Raw genomic sequence first — 21869 nt, 5'->3', positions numbered from 1 at the left:
AAAACTAAATTTTTACCAGGGGCTTAACTTAACTCTTTTAAATTATACCTAATTTTTAAAATCTTCTATTCTTATAACATTATCTATTGTAATTACTGATTTTAAACTCATAAGTTCTTTCTTGGCATTATTCACATCTGCCTCACTGCTCTTGTGGGTAAACAACACTATTGTCACTTCACCTTTTGAGTTTTCCTCTCCTTTTTGTATTACAGAACGGAGACTTACATTGTATTTTCCTAAAGTTGTTGTTATTTCCCCCAGCACTCCTGGCTGATCTGTTACAGTAATTCTTATATAGAATTTACTCTGGCTTTCACTAATATTTTGCACTTCCCTGTGCCATAGATCATTTTGTGCTATATGACTATAATTTGCTACATCTACATTGCTTCTCAGTATGGCAACAATGTCACTTACCACAGCACTGCCTGTAGGAAGACTTCCTGCTCCTCTTCCATAAAACATTAGATCTCCCACTGCATTTCCTTTTATAAATATGGCGTTAAAAGAGTCATATACATTTGCAAGAGGGTGTTCTTTTGGAATCATTGTAGGCTGAGCCTTAAGTTCAAGCTTTCCATTATTTTCTTTTGCAATGGCAAGGAGCTTGATTACCATATCAAACTTTTTGGCATATTTCATATCTATGGATTTAATTTTTGTAATACCTTCCCTGTACACACTATTTACATCCACCTTTGTTCCAAATGCCAGGGATGAGAGTATAGCAAGCTTATACTGGGCATCAAATCCTTCAATATCAGAAGTAGGATCAGCTTCTGCATATCCCATGTCCTGGGCCTGCTTTAAAGCCACATTAAAATCCAGCCTTTCCAGCTGCATTTTGCTCAAAATATAGTTTGTGGTACCATTTACTATTCCATAGAATTCTTCAATTTTGTTGGCAGTAAGACTCTCTTCTATTCCCTTTATTATAGGAATACCTCCTGCCACACTGGCTTCATAGTTAAATACTATACCTTTTTCATGAGCTTTTTGAAAAAGCTCATCTCCCTCTGTTGCAATAAGCATTTTATTGGCAGTTACTATATGTTTATTCTTATCCATGCACTTTAACATATATTCTTTAGCAGGTTCTATTCCGCCCATAACTTCAATTACAATTTTAATTGAATCATCTTCTAGTATATCCTTAAAATCCGTGGTTACAATTTCATCTGGAACTTCCACATCTCTTTTCTTATCTTTATTTCTCACAAGAATTTTTGCCACTTCCACATCATAGCCGGATCTTTTCATTATCTCTTTTTTATTGGAATTTAAAATCATCCAAACTCCCGTTCCTACATTGCCAAGTCCCATTAAAGCTATTTTCACTTTTTTCATATTTCTATTCTCCCTCCTACATTTTAATATCTATATTTACAAAACATTTTATGCTTCCTTTAAACAGGATTATTATAGCATATTTCCAGCTTATTAGCCATATAAAAACATATAAATGACAAGTTAAGGTTAATCCTGTCATTTATATGTCTTTTTCTATATGTCTTTTTCGTTTTATTCCCGTTTATATTTCTTTTATAGCTTATTATAGGTTTAATCTGCCAGAGTTATATTTGTGGTAATATTATCTTTGGTGGTACTCACATCCAGTGTAGAAGTACCAAGCAGATTCTGTTTATTATCGTATAGATAAACTTTTACTGTGTCCTGTGATGCAAATAAAACCATATTGCTTCCAACATCAAATAAGTTGCTATTACCTTCTATTTTATACTTGACAGCAGAAGGTAAATCAGTGGATATACTTATCTGCTTAAATATAGGAAGAACTGGAGAAACTGTTACATTGGCCGAAGCAGTATATCCATTATTATCCTTGGAAGCTACGCTGAAATTCAATACAGCAGATTTTGGCAGGTTCTGTCCACTTTTAGATTTAGCATTTTTATTTATAGTAAGCTTATAGTTATGTGATAATTTATATCCTCCGGAAGGTGGATTGATACTTGCAGAATTTTCATCATCCCCTGCAGAAATACTTATGTCAACGTCACCTCCATCTGTAATATCTTTTATACCCACACTATTATTTAAAGAATCCATATCTACCGGCGATTTAAATTTCACCGTCCATATTTTGTTCACATTACTTATAACCCTGTTTCCCATATCGTTAACATCTTCTTCTGCTGAAACACTGAAGATGCCGTAAGAAATAGAGTAAATCACTGCACATATCAAAATAAAAGCAGCTTTTTTTATAAACTTGTTCAATTTTTCTTTTCCTCCTTTTTGGGGTATTAATTCAAGGAGGAAGGTATACCTTCCTCTTTATAATAACCTTATTCCTTACCTGTTGTGATGCATTAACTCCCTATCTCTCCTGATACCAATTCATGCTCATAGTAATCACTTACAAAAGAACTTCCTGTAGCTTTAACTCTTACTTGAACCTTGTCGCCTGCAATAACTGTTGCTGTACTCTCTACTAAAATACTTGTACCAGCTGTCCAATCCTGTTTTACAGTGTTTCCAGTACTGTCTACTATTCTATATTCTAAAGTACTGCCAACATTTATTGATGTTTTTCCTAAGGGACCTGCTTGAATTATTACATCTGATGCCACTGGCTCCGCTGGTTTTGCAGAAACAATTACAGTTTTACTCAATCCTAATGTTGTGGAAGTTGCTTTATTTCTTACATATACAGTTGTTGAACCACTAGCTGGTATAATGCCACTTAAGTCAATTGAAGTTCCACTGACATCTGTCCATGTGCTTCCTCCATCTTCTGACCACTCCATAGCATTGGTAACACCTGTTATGGTTTCTGCCGAATAATCTATACCAGCTGCTGGTGCTGCCTGTACAGTTATAGCAGTAGGATTTCCTGCCATTGCCGTACCTGATGCTTTATTTCTTATCTGAATAGTACTTCCTGCTGACATAGAAGTAATGGATATTGTTGATGAAGCATCTGTCCAACTACTTCCTCCATCGTTGCTGTATTCCATTGCCGATGTTGTCCCAGTTATTGATATATCTCCAGTAAGATCTATAGAAGATGTTACACTTGGCGGTGAAGCCTGAACAATGTCAATAATCTGTGGATCTGATGCTTTATTTGTTCCTGCTGCTTTCGTACGTACCCTTATATCATTAGAAGCTGTGATACTGGATATTTCTGATGATAAATCTGGGCTATCAACAGTAATAGCTGTCCAACTGTTTCCTGCGTCCAATGAGTACTCCATATCAGTTGTTGCATTCTTCAATTTACCTACATCTGTTCCATCAAAGGAGAATGTAACTCCACTTGGTGCATTTGGTTTAGTTAAAGTAATAATTTGAGGAGCTGAAGCTGGTGTACTTCCATTAGCCCTATATCTAACTAAAATTTTATTGTTAGGATCATTATTTAATATATTTATTTCAGTTGATGTAAGTGTCTGACTTCCTGATGACGTTACTGAAGTCCATGCCCCTCCTCCATTTAAGCTGTATTCTTCATCTGTAGTAACTCCACTGAGAATACCGGTACCAAAATCAAAATTGACTCCTGTTGGTATTGTAGTCCCACTATTTATTGTAAAGGTAATTTTTTTCTCAGTGGTAGCTCCATTTATATTATTGGTTGTATTCAAAATCAACACATAATTTCCATTAACTGTTAAATCTCCTCCTGTTTGAGTACCTCCACCAATATAACCAGAAGCTGGTATTATATAATCAGTTGTATATCCATCCCTCATTATAGTTGCCTTAGTTACACACTTTGCTACATCTTTTATTTTTATTGCATTGCCAGTACTAGATGTAAGAGCCGTATAAACTCCTCCTTCAGTTATACTTGTCACCGTTGGAGAAAGTGCCTTATCAATACTTTCAACATTAAATATTTTTGTAGTTTCAGTAGTTGCCCCATTTTCTCTATTTGTAGTTATAATCTTAAGTTTATATTGACCATTTTGAGTTATGGTAGTTCCTTTAACAAAAGCTACTTCAGCCGGTGAAGATACATCTGTATAGGTTACAATTCCAGCCGTACCTGATGCAGTTTTTGTCATTGTAATAGTGGATGAACTATAGGTTCCTGCTAAATCACTCCATGTTGGTGTTGCCTGATAGTAAGTAAATGGATCTGTAGTCACAGGATTGTCACTATTATCCTTAGTTCCTGGAGTTTCAGTAAATGTTATATCAACAGGTGCCGGTTTAGCAGAACTTAATGTAAAACTTATAATTGTATTTGCATCTGCTGTCTGTGCAGGAGAAGTATCACTACTAGTGCTATAAATATTCCTGGTAGCAGTTGCCGTTAGCCTGTAATTATCTCCAGTTAAAGATGGATTGTTCAAAGCTGCAATAGTTGATAAATCAAGGGAATTACCTGATAAAGTTCCAAGACTTATTGTTGAATAAACATTATTTCCACTAGAATCAACTGTTACTTTTTCTAATTTTAAACTATATTTAGTAGTTACTAAATCACTCTTATCAGAATCATCCACAGGCCAGCCTATGGTAGGTGCTGTAGCATAAGTACTTCCATCTGTAATTCCTGTTATTACAGGTGCCGGGAACAATGGTAATTGTTTAACATCACTTTCTAGATAAGCTCCATTAGCCTTCATTTTAACAAATACCTGTAATGATCTGGTCATAGAAATAGGAGTAGTACCATTTGTACAGTCAGCCCATGCAGTATTGCCATCATAACTGTACTGCATGGAATTGGTAGTTCCAGTGATTCTTCCAAGATTCAAATCTGTGGATACATAATCTGGAACAACTTGCTTTCCTACTTCTACTGCAGCTGATGGATTGCTGGAAGCCGATGTAGTATCGCTAACGGCAACAAGCCTCAGCATCAGACTTGTAGAATTTCCTATCGGTGTTTTCAAATCTATACTTATAGTTCCGCTGGGATCTACAGAAAGTGGTGTACTATTCAAAAGGTTGGCTGAACTTATGCTAGGCAGTTTTCCACTACTATCTTTGCTATCTAGATAAACTTTATATTTGTACCCTGATTTTAGTCCTGTAATTTTACCATTCTGTGCATCTATTGTAAAGTTTGTTGGAGCTTCCGGACCATAAGGTACTGTAATCTTTTGTCCTTCAGCTTTTCCACTTTTAGTTATAGTTAAATATAAATATCCTCCGCTTGAATCTAAATTCAATCCAGTAATATTAACATTGCCATTGGCATCGGCAGTTGCTGATTTCAGTGCCTTTGTAGCTGTATAATCATTATATACGCCAATAATATCTCCCGGAGTTAAGTTAGATACAGCTACTGTATCAGTACTTCCTACATTATTTGTAACTACAACATTATTATTTGTAACATCTATAGTACCAGAATCCAGCACCACAGATATATTAACCTTGTTTCCGTATCCCAATAAAGTTCCTTTAAAAGTATACACTCCTTTTTTAGGACTTGGTATAGTTTTATCCCAATTAACTACAATTTCTTGTATATTTCCGTCACTCATTATACAGGAAACTCTATCTGGGAAACTAAAAGTATTTATATCTGATGTTGTAAATGAAGGTAGTGGCTCTATAGAAGACACTTTCACAGTAAGCTTAGGCTTTTTCACAGCTGTTCCCTTTTTACTGCTGCTGCCATTTAAAGATGCAGTATATGCTTTTCCATTTTTTATATAATAAAGAGTGCTGTTTATTATATTCATATAATCTGCAGAATCGTCCACCAGCTTATATCCATTGCCAGTTTGATCTAATCTGTATATTTTACCTTTATCCGCATTACTTGTGTAATAAATATTATCATCATCTAAAGCACACAGTATAGTTAGTATATCACTGGTGGATTTGTAACTGGTACCGGTACTTGAAGCCTTCTGAGCTATATTTGTAACCACAGACATTGGAATGGCAGTTTGTCCCGCAGAATTAGTGGATCTATACAAAACTCCATCTAATCCGGTGTAAAATATAAGATAATCTGATGTAGCATTTATAAATTTAGTCTTTACATCACTTATTTTGGACTTTGTAGCATTTGATATATTATAACTATACAATTTATTTGAATCTGATTGATTTATATAAAATAAGAAATTTCCCGTAACACTTAATGCAGATGCTGAATCCCCAATAAGCTGTCTTTCCCCCTGTGAATCAAGAACATATATCCTCGCCCTGTCAGAGTTATTTATATAGTAAATTTTACTGCCGATTACATTAATATAAGATGCCATATTATCATTTAATTTTTGCCTCTGGGTACCATCTGTTCTCACCTTGTAAATTGCCCCATTATCATCATAATTACTATAATATACCCAGTCTCCAACTACATTAATGTATTTTACATTGTCATCGCTTATAACATAATTATCTACGCCTGTTACATTCTGCTTGTAAAGCTTATTCTTATCCGCTGTATTGCTGTAATAAATCCACTGATTGTTTTCATCTACTGCTGCAAATCCAGTGTTAACTATATTCACAGCAGTATTGCCTTTGATTGAATCATCATCTGGATCTGCTGCTGCAGTGGAAGTAAGTGTAATATTAAGATTCTGCTGTCCTGTTGTATCGCCACTTGTACTTAAGCCTATTGTGCCAAAGGCCAGTTCAGTAATTCCATCACTGGCATATATATGAATTTGATCTCCTGAAGAAAGTGCACCTACATAAGTTGCCGTATCTGTTAAAGATACCAATCCACTATTTGATGCCCTAAAATATGCCGCATTACTCACCCCTGTAAGTTGATTTACTTTAAAATTAAACACATAAAACCCTGCTGAAAGCTGTTTATAATTTATATTAGCTATAGCATACATAGTAGAATTTTGATCTGTTGGAGTTTGAAACTCTCCACTGGCATCTTCAAGTATTTTCTGTGTTGTTCCATATTGAGTGGTATAAGTCAACGTATTTCCTGATTTAGCGGCTATTTGGCTGTCACTTACCGTAGAGCCAGTAAATATATCCATTGCATTTCCATCTGAACCCACGTAATATATAGAACCTAAATTATTCATTATCTCATCATTTACTGTCTGCATAACACCTGAATGTGTAGTTAAATATGTTAAATTATAAACATTACTTCCAACTACAATAGAATTTGCCGGTAATACAGCTTTAACTGTACAACTTGTTCCAAGTATAACAGCTGAAGTAATTACCAACATTTTTACCTTATTCATTTTCCCACCTCCATGTATATAAAAGAAAATTAACAAAATATCTCTTTTATCAAATGATTTAAAGGTTTAGATGGAGTTTACTTATGATAAATACTTATCTCCACCTACCCCTAGAAAAACTTATAATAGCCAATCTGACAAATTATATGTTAAATTCAACATTACACTATCCTAATCCAATAATAGTTAATCGGTGACTCTAATTGTAACTGTTACCGGTGAACTATAATATTTTATAGTTGCCGTAACATAATAAGTATTTGAATCACTTATATCTATAACTGGCGGATTCCATAAAAGAATGTGTACCTTCTTTGCCTCTCTGATCCCATCCGGTTTCTTTATAACTGCATTTATCCTATCTGATAAATCACTCATGTTAAATGCACCACCCGGATAATCACTTCTTCTGACATTTATAACTATAGCCGGTACATTACTTGTGCCGTTATCCACATTAAGTGTAATAATTCTCGGTATAATTCCTATGGTAGCTTTTACCTCCGTGCCATCCTTTAAAGTACCCTTTAAAGTAAATTTGGCAATTCTACAATCATCTATATATTCACCGCTATCCTCAAAATTAGAATCAATACTAACGGCCTCTGTCCAAGTAACTGCCACCTGTTTTCCAGTAGAAGGATCTTTTACTGTAGTCGGATAAGACTCGTCCTGCATTATAGCATCCAATTCTCCTAAATCTTTCGAATCATCTGGGTTATCAGGATTATCTGGATAGTCTGGATCATTTGGATCAGTTCCTCCTTCTCCTGTAACTATAAGCATAAGACCTACCTTTTTACTGTATCCACTTACAGTTCCTTCATAAGTATATACTCCGGTACCATACTTGGTTTCATTTCCCCATATTACAGCCACACTTTCAGTAGAGCCATCACTCATTAGAGCTTTTACTGTAGTTGGTCGGGTATAATCAGACTTTTTAGCTACAGTTGCCTTTATATTTGAAATACTCTTTATAGTTTTTTCAGACCCTGTAGTAATCGTCAACGTAAGTTTAACCTTTTTACTATATTTATCCACTGTACCATTAAATATATAAACCCCCGGCTTATTTCCAGATTGTGTACCATAATCCCAGGTTACAGCCACATCACTGGTAGTACCATCCGTCATCTGGGCAGGAATAGTAGATGGCAACTTATAGCTTGCTTTACTACTTGCAGTTTCAGTTAAATTTTCAATTTTATAAGGAAGAGGTTTAACTGTAAGGGTAGTATATACAATCTTGTCACTGCCGCTTAAAGTCCCTTTAAATGTATAAATACCAGGTTTCGTAGTATCTATATTAGTTAAATTCCACTCCACAGGAACTTCCTTTCTGCTTCCATCTGTAGCAGTTACTACCACAGTGGACCTTGGAGTATATTTTTCATCCTGCCATATGGTATCTGTAAAATTATTTGTACTTCCTATATCCAAAGGCAAATTTTTAGCAATAGTTTCTAGATCATAACTTATAGAACCTGACCCTCCAAGTACTTTTAAATTATTCACTATATGGCTTTTAAGAAAAGTTGAAGTAGCCTGGTCCATGGGACTATCTACAAACAATACTGGTGATGAGGTTTTATATGCCAATGCCGATGCTCCCAGAGAATCAGGAAAATCCTTAGCAGAGGCTATGTAAAGAGTGCTTGTATCTATTTCCCCTGCAAAGGCTTCTATAACACTTACATTTTTTCCATAGGCATTACCTGTACCTATCCTCTTCACATTGAAAAGACTGCTTATAGCCTCATCACTTATGGTATTTGCATCTCCTACTACATACACCTGATCCATTTTGGAGGTATTATTTAAATATTTTTTAACATCCGCTGGCATATACGCTCCATCTGTCAATATTATAGGTATTTCTTTTAAGGCAGCTATTGAAGCTATAGTCATCCCGTCTCTAAAATCATTTCCATTTACAAGAATTACTTCCTTGGACTTACCTACTTTTTTAGCTACTGCCAAGGCTGTTTCATATCTGTCATCTCCTGAAAGTCTTGTAACTTTTACATCTTTTGACTTTAGTGAATCCTCCACACTTTGGGATACTACGCCTTTTCCTCCCACTATAAAAACATTTTTTACATTCAATCTGCTTATTTCAGAGGATGTATAGGCATTTAAAGTATCCGCACCGGTTAAAAGTATAGGTGCATCATATTTTGCTGCAAGGGGCGCAGCTGCAAGGGCATCAGGGTAGTTTTCCCCATTTACTATTACAGCATAATCTGAACTGTCCCATCCTGCATCACAAACCTTGGCTGCTGTTTCATATCTGTTTATGCCACTGTATCTTTCTACCTGTGGTGAAGCATGTACTTCTTTAGTACCCAAAACGCCTAAAATTGCAATAGATGTAACAAAGAAAGCCAGCTTTTTACTTTTAAATATGCCTTTTGGTTTTAAATTATACATAAATATGTAAGTTCCTCCCTCCTTTAATTTTGTTCCAACACTGAATTTACAGCATTAAAAAAATTTCTGTATCTATCATACATATCTATTTTTTCTTCTGCAAAATCCTTATCTTTCTGTTTTTCCTCCAGCATGTTCTGAAGGCTGTCAATAGTATTTAAGCTGCTGTAGCCGGTTCCTTGAAGGCCGATTAATTGAATTTGGGCTTTTATATTTTGTATATCATCTGTACATCTCTCTACCAAAGTTCTGTAATAATCATACCTGTAATCTGCATATTGGTAGTTAATCTTATTGATTGCCTTCTCCATATCTTTTGCATCATAGGATGAGGAAAGCTGGTTTTCCAAATTTGCCACTTGTGAATTCATAGCATCTTTTTTACTGATATCTGATATTTCATTTTCTATACTTGTCAAATCGTCATTTACATTTTTAAGTTCCAAAGAAGACATTCCCCCTAAAGTTATCTGCCTCTTAAGCCAATCCATTTCTCTTTTAAGATTTTCCAGTATATCACTATAAGCACCTATATCATAGGGACGATAGAGTACCCTGAATCTCAGCTTGTCATAATCACTATATTTATAAACATCCTCAAAATCACTTATCTGTGTTTTTATTAGCCCATCTATAGTAGAATCTTGGGAGTATGTGATATCTCCACTTATAGAACTTATATCAAAGTCTCTATAATAAAGAGAATTTTTATAAGAAAGTATTGGAGTATAATCCTGTATTGGATTATCCTCTAAATATAATGTATTTAAATTTTTGAGTCCTTTTAAATAAGTTAAATCATCAATTCTATTATTACTTAAATTGAGATATTTTAACTTGGTCAAATACTGCAGTGGTTCCAAATCATCTCCATCTATACTGCTATTGCTACTTAAATCAAGATAAGTCAAATTTACCAATTCTTCTAGAGGATCCAGATTACTTACACTGGTATCACTTAAATTTAAAGTAGTTAAAGTTGTAAGTTCCTCTAAGTGTGTGAGACTGCCTACACTTGTCCCTTTTAAATTTAAAGAGGTAAGCCTTATTAAATACTCCAATTCATCCAAATCGGAGCTGTCTATAGAATTTTTAGAGATATACTTTACATTTGAATTGCTTAAATCCAAAAATGCCAAATGAGCCATATTTTTAAATACACTGTCACTAGTTTTATCATAATCATCGTCATCATCATCTTTGCTATTTTCCCTTGAATGGCCAAGGTCACTTATATTATTATCACTTAAATTCAACTGCTCCAAACTTGTAAGATTGGATAAATAGGAAACATCTGATATTCTATTATGACTTAGATTAAGGTCTTTAAGATCATATAACTTCAAAAGAGACTTTACATCTTTTATTTGATTATAACTTAAATCCAGGCTCTTTAGGTTTACACAATTTTCCAGACCACTTATATCTGTTATGCCTTCATTGCTTAGATTTAAAGATGTGATATTTTTCAAATCCGAATAGGTAAGAGTTCCAGTAGGTTTTCCAACTTTATCCCTTATAAGCTTTTCCAGTTTGGAATCCTCAAAGGTAGTAACAGATGAATCTCCCGTACTTGCACTTTTGTCTCCAATTATATACCCAAAAATCTCTCTTATTCTGGAGTCTGGCAGTACTCCCTCTCCCCCTAAAACTGTAATGTATTCAGGATTGGTACTGTCATAATCATAATTGGGTATTTTAGTTAAAATAAGATCCTTTATAAGACTTGAGTTTGAATCACCTGAAAGTATGACAGGTGCTCTATTTTTAGCTGCTTCTGCAGCACCTGCCAGTGCATCTGCAAAACCCTCTCCTGATGCCACAAATATATTGTTTAAGCTAAACAAATCATATTTGGTAGAATAGTCAGTTTTTGTATAATCATCGTCGTCATCATCATACTTCACATCTGTTCCAGTGGATTTTTCAAGAAATCTGGCTATTACATTTATATTTCTCTCATATTTATCGCTGCCTATTATTCTCTCCACATATCCGAACTGTTCATTATTTACATCATCTTTAAAGGTGTTTTCAAATTCTCTTGTTACATTATCACTTACTACACTGTTGTCTCCTACCACAAAAACTTTTATATTTCTAAATTCCCCTTCATTGCTGCTGTTTGTGGTCTGCCCTTTTTGCTTGTTATTATACTCTGAATTTATTACAGTATTTAATTCTTCTATATAACTTTTAGTACTCTCCGGCATAATATTTTTAGGTACCAGAAGCACCGGAACCCCCATTGCTCCAGCTGCAGAGCCTATGGATATGGCATCTGCATAATCCTCTCCTGTAGCCACTGTAAGTGTATTTACCTTTCCAAATTTCTCTGCAATTTTCACAGAAGTATCATACCTGTCTACCCCTCCTATTCTCTCCGTCTGTATATTAAGAGAATTCAGCTGACTTAATATAGTATCGCTTATAGAAGCTGTTCCTCCTATTATAAACACTTTTCCCACTTTAAGACTTTTAAGTTCTTCAACTGTGGAAGGCTCTATATAGGTTCTATGGGTTAAGAGTATAGGGGCATCATACTTTTTTGCCAGAGGTACAGAACTTAGGGCATCCGGATAATCTTCACCACAGGCTAAAACAGCATAATAGGAAGAATCCCACCCATCCTGTGCCACTTTCAAAGAAGTTATATATCTATCCTCTCCTGCCAGCCTTTTTCGGGTAGGATAGGAAGCATTTACCTTATAGCACAAGGTAGAACTGATTACAGAAGCTAATATTAAGGTTAGTATTTGTTTTCTTTTCCTAAGCAATTTTTCCCTCCAAAATTTTTATTAATATTTTAATTTATCCCTTAAAACTTAAATCCTATGGGAATTCAGCCACATAGGATTATCCATTTTAAGAATCCAAAAAATTAATACCTTTTTATAAAAATACTGTATTAAAATCATGGCGTAAATTAAATATCAAAATACGTATATTGTTTAATTATCGTATAACATACCTCCATACTTTATAGTTACATTCTAATTCAACTGAGCTCTCAGCCTTTTTAGTGCAGGTTCATAATCACCACATTTTCTATAATATTTTAAAGCATCTTCCCTAAATCCCAGCACATCATATATAACACCTATATTATAGTAGGCAACATAGGTGTTTACCCCTTCTACCCTGGCATAAGAAAACTCGGTACACTTTAAAAAACTCTCCACAGCCTGGGTAAATTTAGCATTATTCATATATATCAGTCCCAGAATAAAATGAAAATCAGCAAAATTTGAATAAACTTCAATACAATTTTCAAGTATAAGTGCTTCTTGGTATCTTCCACTATTAATCAAGGCATATCCATAAGTCTCCACAAGATCTTCTACATATTCCAGATTAAAATCCAGCGGGAAAGATAACGCCTTTTCAAAATGCATTACTGCATCATTATAATTTTTTAGCATATAATAAGATTTACCAAGCTGAAAATAAAGATAAGGATCTTCGAAATTATCCTTTAATGCCATTTTTAACAAATCCATATTTCTTTTAATTTTCCCTGTCTTATTTAATGCCTCCAGGGTATATCCTACATGGTCTGCTGTTATATCCACCATTTCCGTTTCATAGGGCTTTCCATCCAGTGCCACAACCTGTTCATGAATTATACCTTCATAATTAAAATAGTTCCTATTAAAAAGTCTGTTTATTCTTTCTATGTATTTACTGTTTACATAGGAATCTTCCATAAAATTTATTCTTTTTATCCTGCCCACCTTGTTTCTATTTGAAGGATTTTCTATGAATTTTTCCACACTACTCCTTGAAAAATCCACAATAAATTCATCTGCATCCAGAACGAGTATCCAGTCATTAGATGCCTTTTCTATGGAATAATTTCTGGCCTTTGAAAAATCACTGCACCATTTAAAATCATATATTTTATCTGTAAACTCCAAAGCTATATCCTTTGTATTATCTGTAGATCCTGTATCTACTATGATTATTTCATCTACAAAGGAAGATGCTCTAGATAAGCTCTCTTTAAGAGTATTTTCTTCATTTTTTACTATCATACATAAAGTCAGCATATATTTCACCTCTGAAACATTTATTAAAAGTTATATTTGTCAATTCATATATTTTTTTATATTGTTTATTTCTTCCCATTGAAGTCCTGTTATCCTTATAACTGTCAATAAATCCATTCCTAATTTTATAAGATTTTCTGCTTCTTTTATAGGAGTTATCTCCATTTCTTCTTCATCTTTTTCCATTACATCATCCATTATTTTTTCCAAATTATATATCATACTTCCTCCTATTATCTTTTAACTATATTTTCTAACTTAATTATACCAAATCCATTTAAATTTTAGTAATAATATTTTCTATTCCAGATATTGGTAATTTATCATATGCTTCTTATACCATAAAATTATCCTATAATTATTCCAAAATTTAACACAGAAAATATGAGAACTTGAGTTTTCATACATATTGATGTTATAATAGAAAACATTAGTAGGCTTTTAAGACTTGATAATTATTTTAAGGAGGAATAACATTGAATAAAAAAACCCTATGTGTTATTATGACGCTGGCACTTATGATAATCCCCTGTGGTAACATTACTGCTGCATCAAATTCCACATCTGAGGAATTAACTCAAACTCAAAATGACAAAAATCAATTGCAATTAAAAATAGATACTTTAAATACGCAAATTGACAAAGTTATAAGTGACATTTCAAATAATAAAGATGCCATGAATAAAATTGCTCAAAATATAAAAAGTACCCAAGCTAAATTAGAAGATGCAAAAAACAATTCCAAAATTCAAAACAACCTATTCAGAGATAGAGTAAAAGCCATGTACATAAATGGCAACGATGCTTATCTTGAGGTACTGTTATCCTCAGAAAGTTTAAGTGATTTTATCTCTCGAATGGATACTATAACCCGGGTAATGCAATTTGACAACAAAATTATTGCCAAATTAAAGCAAAATGAACAGGACATAGAAAAACAGAAACAATCATTATATTACGAGAATAGTAAATTACAAGCCTTAAAAGCAAATAATGAAGTTACTCTATCTAAATTAAATGATGATATAAAGGCACAAAAAGAACTACTGGCCAAAACTACTGAGAAAGAACAACAGTTAAAAGAACAACAATTAGAAGAATCAAAAACCTTATATGCACAGACTTCTCTTGCCTATGGCAGCAGTGATTTAAGTGGTCAAACCCTATCCCGAGGTGGAATGCCTTCTTCATTTTCCCAGGTATTAAATGTAGTTGCAACAGCATACAGCGGTGATGGCATTACAGCATCTGGTTCTCCCACTAAACGGAATCCAAATGGCTATAGTACTATAGCTGTAGATCCCAGAGTTATTCCTTTAGGTTCAAAGGTTTATGTAGAAGGATATGGTTATGCTATTGCAGAAGACATAGGCGGTGCTATTAAAGGTAACAGAATAGATATTTTTGTAACCTCAGAATCCGAGGCACAGAGTTGGGGAAGAAGATCCGTAAATGTATATATATTAAACTAATATTTCACCTCCTGAAAATGGAGGTTGTTTTTTTATAATAATTTATGTACACTTTGAAAGATTTTACATGATCCTTATAAGTAAAATAATGGATTGTTAAACTCAACTTATTGTATTATACTTAGCACTATGCAAGTAACACACCAACCACTGACAATTTTAGCACATTCTATTCATATAAGAGGAGGTTAAAAAATGTTTAGAAAACTATCATATATGAGTTTTTTGCTTATAATACTTTTTATCTGTACTAATCCCTGTAGGGTATACGCCTACCAAAATGCAGATGATTACTACAATGAAATAAGCAACATATCTTATTCAGATCCCTATACTGCATTGGAGTTACTTTCAAAAGCTCACAGTATTTACCCTGATGATGAAAGATTTATAAATGGTTTGAATGAAAAGGCGGAAATTATACTGAATTGGAGCAGAGGAACCAATTTAAAAGGAAACTATGCAGATGCCCGTCAGGGCTATAATACCATACTAAATACCCAGGGAGTATCTGAATACATAAAAGATAAAGCAAATATACTATACCTAATTGCAAAACAACAAAACAGTTCTATTAAAAATGTATTAACCCAGCCAGACAACTTCAATTTAGTAGAACAATACCAGAAATATTATATGGATTCTGGATACCAATACCAGGACATAGGATATTATGATACCTTTGACAACTATCTGTCTATAGAAAATGCAGTGAGTTATACAGATGACAGCATAATAAAATTTGATGTAACAGGAATACCTATGGTAAATTATAGCGGCAATTATTATTATAACCCTGTCACCATAGATCAATATGCTCTATCCTACTATAATATATATCTTAATTCTAAAAAAACAAATAAAGAAAACTTATACATGAAGCAGGAATTTTTAAATGCTGCAGAGTGGCTCATAGATAATATGGACAGCACTGGAGCCATTAGATACCATTTCAATTATAAACATTATCTAGATGATACTGAATTTAAGCCTGGCTGGATATCTGCAATGGCTCAAGGACAAGCTCTTAGCGTATTTGCCAGAGCATATCACCTTACAGGAGATAAAAAATATATTTCCGCCGGAAATTTGTCCCTTGATTTTCTGACTACAAAGACTTCTCAGGGAGGTCCTATGGATAATTTAAGTTTCCTGGGAAAGCAGATGGCAGATTATATATTTTTTCAATTATATGTAACAAATCCACCCTCATATACTTTAAATGGACATATGTTTACTTTAATAGGGCTATATGATTGGTCAAATATTACAAATAACAAAGAGTATAGTGACAAAGCATCTGAATATTTTAAAAAAGGATTGCTTACATTAAAGTACATACTCCCCTATTATGACATAGGAGGTTTTGTATGTTACGATTTAGGTTACGTAACCAAACCAGGTACAACTCCCACAGTTAATTTTGACTACTATGGAGTCCATTTGACTTTACTAGATGCTCTAAATATCATAACAGGAGACAGTGATTTTAAATACTACAGAAATCTCTGGACTTCCTATGTACAAAAATACTAATGAAATATCTCCCCAATAATAATTAGAGTCCATAAAATTTTATGGACTCTAGTTATTATTTCAACTTAATTATGCTGTATAGTTTTTTCAATTTACAATTTAAGATAAATTTAAGATATGTAAATATTATGTAAAACTTGTTACTAATTCTTGAAATCTCATTTCTATAACTATATAATTTAATCTATGAATTATATAGTTATAAAATATTTAACTATTAAACATTTTACTTATGTACTAATTGGCAAGGGAGGTATTGAAATGAACAATGAAAATAATAATTTATTCGTTATTGAAGATATAAAAAAAAGTTTTGATGATTTTTTTTTACTTATTAAATATATAATGAGTAATAGTTTCAGATATAAAGAAAAACTTCCTATTGCTCAACTATTTTTCCTTCAGCAACTTAACGATCAGGGGGAATATAAAGTAAGTGAACTTGCAAAAGATCTTGGAATAACTCCTAGTGCTGTTACAAATTTAAGTAACAAATTTGTGAATAAAGGCTTTGTACAGAGATATAGACCAGATAATAATAGAAGAATTGTTATGCTTTCTCTTACTCCTGAGGGCATTGATTACCTGGAAAAGCTAAACAAGATAAAATATGATTTTCTAGAAGAAGCTGTTTCTGTTTTAAATAAAGAAGATCTAAGAAACATAGTTTATGGTTTTTCAAAATTAAATTATGCTCTTAAAAACTATAAAAATAAAACTATTATATCTATGACTAAGGAGGGTAAAAAATGAACTTAACTGAACTATCTGTTCGAAAACCGGCAGCAATAACCATGTTACTGTTATTCTTGTTAGGTCTTGGGATATTCGGATATAGTAATTTAGGTGCTGATCTTATGCCATCTATAAATGTACCTGTAATTTCTATATCCACCACATATTCCGGTGCCAGTGCTGAAGACATAAAAAAAGACATAGTGAAACCTATCGAAGATTCTGTAGCTGGTATAAGCGGTATCGACACCCTGCAATCTACAGCAAGTGAAGGATATGGACAAACTACCATAATATTTAAAAGCGATGCAAATATGAACACTGCCTTTTTAGATGTACAGAAAGCTGTAGACACTGCACAGGCTAAACTTCCTAAAAATGCGGACAAACCTCTTTTGTTTAAAATGGACACAAACGCCATGCCTGTTTTAATGTTATCCGTATCCGGAAACGTGTCCCACGAAGAACTATATAATGAATCTGACAATATAACAGACTCTCTCAAAAAGGTAGAAGGTGTAGGAAATGTATCTCTCCTTGGAACAAATCAAAAACAACTCATTATAAAGCTGGATAAAGCAGCAGTGGAATTTTACGGAGTAAATACGAGCCTGTTAATTTCCAAACTGCAATCAGATAATGTTAGTTTTCCTGCAGGCCAGATAAAACAAGATAATTTAAACGAAACTGTAAGAATTATGAGCCAGCTGGAAAATGTAGACGAAGTAAAGAATTTATTAATACCCACCTCCGCTGGTGGTACCGTTCGCTTATCTGACATAGCTGATGTAAATTTAGAATATCCTGACGAAAATCAATACATAAGAATAAACGGTAAAGACACCATAGGAATAAGCATACAAAAACAAAGTGATGCAAACGTAATTGAAACTGTAACTAACATCAATGCAGAACTTGAAAAGATCAAAAAAAAGCTGCCAAAAGGAATAGATTTAGTAGCTGCCTATGACAGTACCAAGTTTATAACTTCATCTCTTTCTGAAATAAAACGTACCTTAATAGAAGGCATAATAACCACAGCTTTAGTTCTATTTATATTTTTGAAAAGCTGGAAGTCTTCATTAATAGTACTTGTAGCAATACCTACTTCCCTTATTGCCACTTTTTTTATGATGTATGTTATGAAATTTACATTGAATATGATGTCCCTTATGGGTTTATCCCTTTGTATAGGAATACTTGTGGATGATTCAATTGTTGTACTTGATAACATAAAACAACATCTATCCATGAAGAAACATCCCCACCAGGCGGCTATAGATGGACGTAATGAAATAGGTCTTGCAGCTATTGCCATAACTCTCTGCGATGTGGTGGTATTTGCCCCAGTTGCATTTATATCCGGCATGGCGGGACAATTTTTTAAAGAATTTGGATTAACCATAGCTTTTGCAGCATTATTTTCTCTATTTGTTTCATTTACCATTACCCCTATGCTGGCATCTAGAGTATTCAAAGGGTCTGATGAGGCTCCAAAAAAACCTTCTAGAAGGTTTAGTAAAATTAAAAATACCAGACTTTATAAAGCCTTTAGTTCTCTTTCAAAATCCTTAGATAATATAACAGTAACCTATAAAAAAGCCCTTATATGGTCACTGGATCACAGAAAAAGAGTGCTACTTATTAGTATAGTTGCATTAATAGGTACTATTTTATTGATACCTGCAGGTGCCATAGGTACGGAACTTATTCCTACTACAGACCAAAGTTCCTTTAATATAAACATGACTTTTGATTCAGGAGCAACTTTAAATCAAATGGACAATAAAGTTAACCAGGTAGAAAACTACCTGCATAAGGTTAAAGAAGTGAAAACCTATTATTCTATGGTAGGATCCAGTGGTGACAGTGTAAATTCCAGTACCTCAAATACTGCAAGCATATATGTAGAACTTTACCCTAAAGATGAGAGAACCCTCTCCCAATCGGAAGTAGCTAAAAAAATTCGAAACTGGGGAAATGCTTCCCTTTCAGGAACAGACTTTTCTGTGGTTGAATCTGATGTAAGCAGTGGCAGCAGTAAACCTATATCTATCGAAATACTAGGAGATGATTCTGATACAATAAACGAAATATCCAATAAGGTGGAACAGACAATAAAAACAATTCCAGGTATTACAGATGTAGATAATTCCACTAAGGTAAGTGAAAGTGAATTAAAAGTACAGATAGACAGATTAGCAGCAGTACAATACGGTGTATCCATATCAGATCTATCTTCAGTACTTAGAACTGCAATTCAAGGTTCATCTGCAGGGATATACACCACAAAGGGAGACGACTATGATATAACAGTAAAATTTGATGATAAATATGTAAAAACCGCTTCAGATATAGGCTCCATAAAAATAACCAGCAGTTCTGGCCAATCCGTTCCTATAAATGAAGTGGCAAAGATAGTAAGATCTGATAGTCCAAAATCTATATCAAGAAAAGATAGGCAGGATGTAGCTACTGTCTCTGCAAATATTCAAGGAAGACCCCTTGGAACTGTAAGCAAAGATTTAACTGAAAAGTTAAAACCAATATCTGTTCCAGAAGGCTATGAAATTAAATTTGGCGGAAACCAGGAGAGTATGTCAACTAACTTTACCTCTCTCATACAAGTATTAATTGTTTCCCTGGTCCTTATTTACATGATATTAGTTGTACTATATGAATCCTTCCTAACACCATTCATTAGGATGATATCTCTTCCTTGCGCTCTCATAGGAGCTATAGGAATACTGGCCATTACCGGCAAAACTTTGAATATGATGTCTCTTATAGGATTCATAATGCTAGATGGATTAGCTTCTAAAAATGGTACACTTTTAATTGACTATACAAATACCCTGATGAAGCGAGGAAAAAATTTAAGAGAAGCCCTTATTGAATCTGGAGAGAGAAGGCTGAGACCTATTATAATGACTTCGGCAACTATGATTGTGGGTATGCTTCCCTCTGCCCTGTCCCTTGGAGAAGGCAGTGAAATAAAATCCAGCATGGCTCTCGTAGTTATAGGTGGAATGATAGCTTCTACTATTTTTACTCCTATAATATTACCTGTAGTTTATACATTATTGGATGACCTTAAACACTATATGCTTAGAAAAATAAAGAAACATCCAAAAATCCAGGAGGTGTAATCATGAGTAATGTTATAAAAAATATTATTTTAAAATCAAAAAATAATATTGGTAAAATAATATTAATTGTACTTGCGGTTTTAATTGTCTTCAGCATAGTACATAATATAATGAAAAACAAACATACAGAAACTACAAATACCATTAAAAATGTAAAAGTAATTAAAGTAGACCTTTCTTCCTTATCCACAGAAGTAAATTATTCAGGAAAATTAACTGCCAAAGAAGAAGTTTCAATATCTCCCAAGTCACCTGGAAAAGTTAAAACTTTAAATGTAAAAGTAGGAAGTACAGTGAAAAGCGGAGAAACATTGTTTACTCTTGATTCAGACTCTCTTCAGGCTCAGTTAAAACAACAACAGGCAAGTATAGACTCTGCCAAAGCTAATTTAAATAAAACAAAGAGTTCAGGAGTAGAACAGCAGGTTGTACAAGCCCAGCAAACAGTAGATAGTGCCAAAATAACCTATGATGATGCAAAAACCAACTATGATAGAATAAACTTATTACACTCTGCTGGTGCTGCATCAGAGCAAGAATTAGATACAGCCAAGACTAAACTTGACAGTGCATCTGTGGCCCTATCTTCTGCTCAAGAAAATTTAAGCTTAATTCAGCAGAAAATAGGTCCCGAATCTGTAGCTGTAGCCCAGGCCCAAGTGACCCAGGCTCAAGCTGCTGTGGATTCCATACAATCGCAAATTAATGATACCATAATCAAAGCTCCTATTTCTGGTACTGTATCTGCTGTAAATATACATCAGGGAGAAATTTCTCCCGCCGCAACAGCTTCCATAACCATATTGGATTTGAGTTCACTTATAATAGAAGTAAATGTACCAGGAAGTATGCTTTCAAAAATTAAAGTAAATCAATCCATACCTATAATTATTCCTTCTCTGTCTAATAAGGAAATTACGGGTTCTATAGAAACTATAACTCCCAATGCAGATAGTACAACTAAAGAATATCTTATTAAAATAAAAGTATCTAACCAAGGAGGAGAACTAAAATCAGGTATGTTTGTTAAGGTATCCTTACCTGATGAAACAGAAGATAATGTACTTACCGTAGCAAACCAGGCTGTAAAAATGGAAAATGGAGTTTCCTACCTGTATAAGGTGGAAAACAATAGAATAAAAAAAATATCTGTAAATACCGGACTTTCAAATGATAAGAACATTCAGATAATATCTTCTAAAATACATGAAGGAGATATTATAGTACCAGAAGGTCAAACCTTTTTAAATGATGGTGACAAGGTTAAAATTTTACAATAAAGTTAAAGAAGCCATAGATTTTACAATCTATGGCTTATGCCTTATACTAAAA

Annotated in this window: 12 protein-coding genes; 5 read left to right on the top strand and 7 right to left on the bottom strand. The window is 33.7% G+C overall.

The annotated features are described in order from the left end of the window. Nucleotides 1-48 precede the first annotated feature (48 nt). From V7Q02_RS08655 to V7Q02_RS08625, 7 genes are all read right to left on the bottom strand, one after another. Nucleotides 49-1350 (bottom strand): homoserine dehydrogenase, encoded by a 1302-nt coding sequence (locus V7Q02_RS08655; protein ID WP_333860610.1) that lies wholly within the window; start codon nucleotides 1348-1350, stop codon nucleotides 49-51. A gap of 213 nt (nucleotides 1351-1563) precedes the next feature. Beyond that, entirely contained in the window at nucleotides 1564-2244 is a 681-nt protein-coding gene (locus V7Q02_RS08650) for an Ig-like domain-containing protein (protein WP_333860609.1), read from the bottom strand. A gap of 92 nt (nucleotides 2245-2336) precedes the next feature. Beyond that, nucleotides 2337-7163, bottom strand: coding sequence for a DUF5050 domain-containing protein (locus tag V7Q02_RS08645; RefSeq protein WP_333860608.1), 4827 nt, complete (start codon nucleotides 7161-7163; stop codon nucleotides 2337-2339). Nucleotides 7164-7349: 186 nt separating this feature from the next. Beyond that, on the bottom strand, nucleotides 7350-9596 hold the full coding sequence (locus tag V7Q02_RS08640; RefSeq protein WP_333860607.1) for a cell wall-binding repeat-containing protein: 2247 nt from the start codon (nucleotides 9594-9596) through the stop codon (nucleotides 7350-7352). A gap of 23 nt (nucleotides 9597-9619) precedes the next feature. Continuing rightward, the gene (locus tag V7Q02_RS08635) at nucleotides 9620-12373 is read right to left on the bottom strand and encodes a cell wall-binding repeat-containing protein (protein ID WP_333860606.1); all 2754 of its coding nucleotides are present in this window, start codon (nucleotides 12371-12373) and stop codon (nucleotides 9620-9622) included. A 216-nt stretch (nucleotides 12374-12589) separates the two neighbouring features. Next, complete coding sequence (locus V7Q02_RS08630) at nucleotides 12590-13645, bottom strand: glycosyltransferase (RefSeq protein ID WP_333860605.1); 1056 nt, start codon at nucleotides 13643-13645, stop codon at nucleotides 12590-12592. Nucleotides 13646-13684: 39 nt separating this feature from the next. Then, a complete protein-coding gene (locus V7Q02_RS08625) occupies nucleotides 13685-13867 on the bottom strand; it encodes a hypothetical protein (protein WP_333860604.1) in 183 nt (60 codons plus the stop codon). Between the two features lie 254 nt (nucleotides 13868-14121). Here V7Q02_RS08625 and V7Q02_RS08620 point away from each other — a divergent pair, with 254 nt between their 5' ends. The 5 genes from V7Q02_RS08620 to V7Q02_RS08600 all read left to right on the top strand — a co-directional run bounded on the left by V7Q02_RS08620 (nucleotide 14122) and on the right by V7Q02_RS08600 (nucleotide 21817). After that, entirely contained in the window at nucleotides 14122-15117 is a 996-nt protein-coding gene (locus tag V7Q02_RS08620; RefSeq protein WP_333860602.1) for a 3D domain-containing protein, read from the top strand. A gap of 195 nt (nucleotides 15118-15312) precedes the next feature. Continuing rightward, on the top strand, nucleotides 15313-16653 hold the full coding sequence (locus tag V7Q02_RS08615) for a D-glucuronyl C5-epimerase family protein (RefSeq protein ID WP_333860601.1): 1341 nt from the start codon (nucleotides 15313-15315) through the stop codon (nucleotides 16651-16653). A gap of 261 nt (nucleotides 16654-16914) precedes the next feature. After that, nucleotides 16915-17406 (top strand): MarR family winged helix-turn-helix transcriptional regulator, encoded by a 492-nt coding sequence (locus tag V7Q02_RS08610; RefSeq protein ID WP_333860600.1) that lies wholly within the window; start codon nucleotides 16915-16917, stop codon nucleotides 17404-17406. Then, the gene (locus tag V7Q02_RS08605) at nucleotides 17403-20537 is read left to right on the top strand and encodes an efflux RND transporter permease subunit (RefSeq protein ID WP_333860599.1); all 3135 of its coding nucleotides are present in this window, start codon (nucleotides 17403-17405) and stop codon (nucleotides 20535-20537) included. Before V7Q02_RS08610 ends, V7Q02_RS08605 begins: the two co-directional genes overlap by 4 nt. Before the next feature lie 2 nt (nucleotides 20538-20539). Beyond that, on the top strand, nucleotides 20540-21817 hold the full coding sequence (locus tag V7Q02_RS08600; protein ID WP_333860598.1) for an efflux RND transporter periplasmic adaptor subunit: 1278 nt from the start codon (nucleotides 20540-20542) through the stop codon (nucleotides 21815-21817). Nucleotides 21818-21869: the final 52 nt, after the last annotated feature.

This window comes from Clostridium sp. (assembly GCF_036781005.1).
Taxonomy (GTDB): domain Bacteria; phylum Bacillota; class Clostridia; order Clostridiales; family Clostridiaceae; genus Clostridium_B.
This window is presented reverse-complemented; position numbering and strand designations above follow the sequence as displayed.

Bases quoted from the DNA above. Each gene is read 5' to 3' on its own strand.
- V7Q02_RS08625 (WP_333860604.1), bottom strand. From the start codon at position 13,867: ATGATATATAATTTGGAAAAAATAATGGATGATGTAATGGAAAAAGAT.
- V7Q02_RS08645 (WP_333860608.1), bottom strand. From the start codon at position 7,163: ATGAATAAGGTAAAAATGTTGGTAATTACTTCAGCTGTTATACTTGGA.
- V7Q02_RS08630 (WP_333860605.1), bottom strand. From the start codon at position 13,645: ATGCTGACTTTATGTATGATAGTAAAAAATGAAGAAAATACTCTTAAA.
- V7Q02_RS08655 (WP_333860610.1), bottom strand. From the start codon at position 1,350: ATGAAAAAAGTGAAAATAGCTTTAATGGGACTTGGCAATGTAGGAACG.
- V7Q02_RS08610 (WP_333860600.1), top strand. From the start codon at position 16,915: ATGAACAATGAAAATAATAATTTATTCGTTATTGAAGATATAAAAAAA.
- V7Q02_RS08600 (WP_333860598.1), top strand. From the start codon at position 20,540: ATGAGTAATGTTATAAAAAATATTATTTTAAAATCAAAAAATAATATT.
- V7Q02_RS08615 (WP_333860601.1), top strand. From the start codon at position 15,313: ATGTTTAGAAAACTATCATATATGAGTTTTTTGCTTATAATACTTTTT.
- V7Q02_RS08640 (WP_333860607.1), bottom strand. From the start codon at position 9,596: ATGTATAATTTAAAACCAAAAGGCATATTTAAAAGTAAAAAGCTGGCT.
- V7Q02_RS08605 (WP_333860599.1), top strand. From the start codon at position 17,403: ATGAACTTAACTGAACTATCTGTTCGAAAACCGGCAGCAATAACCATG.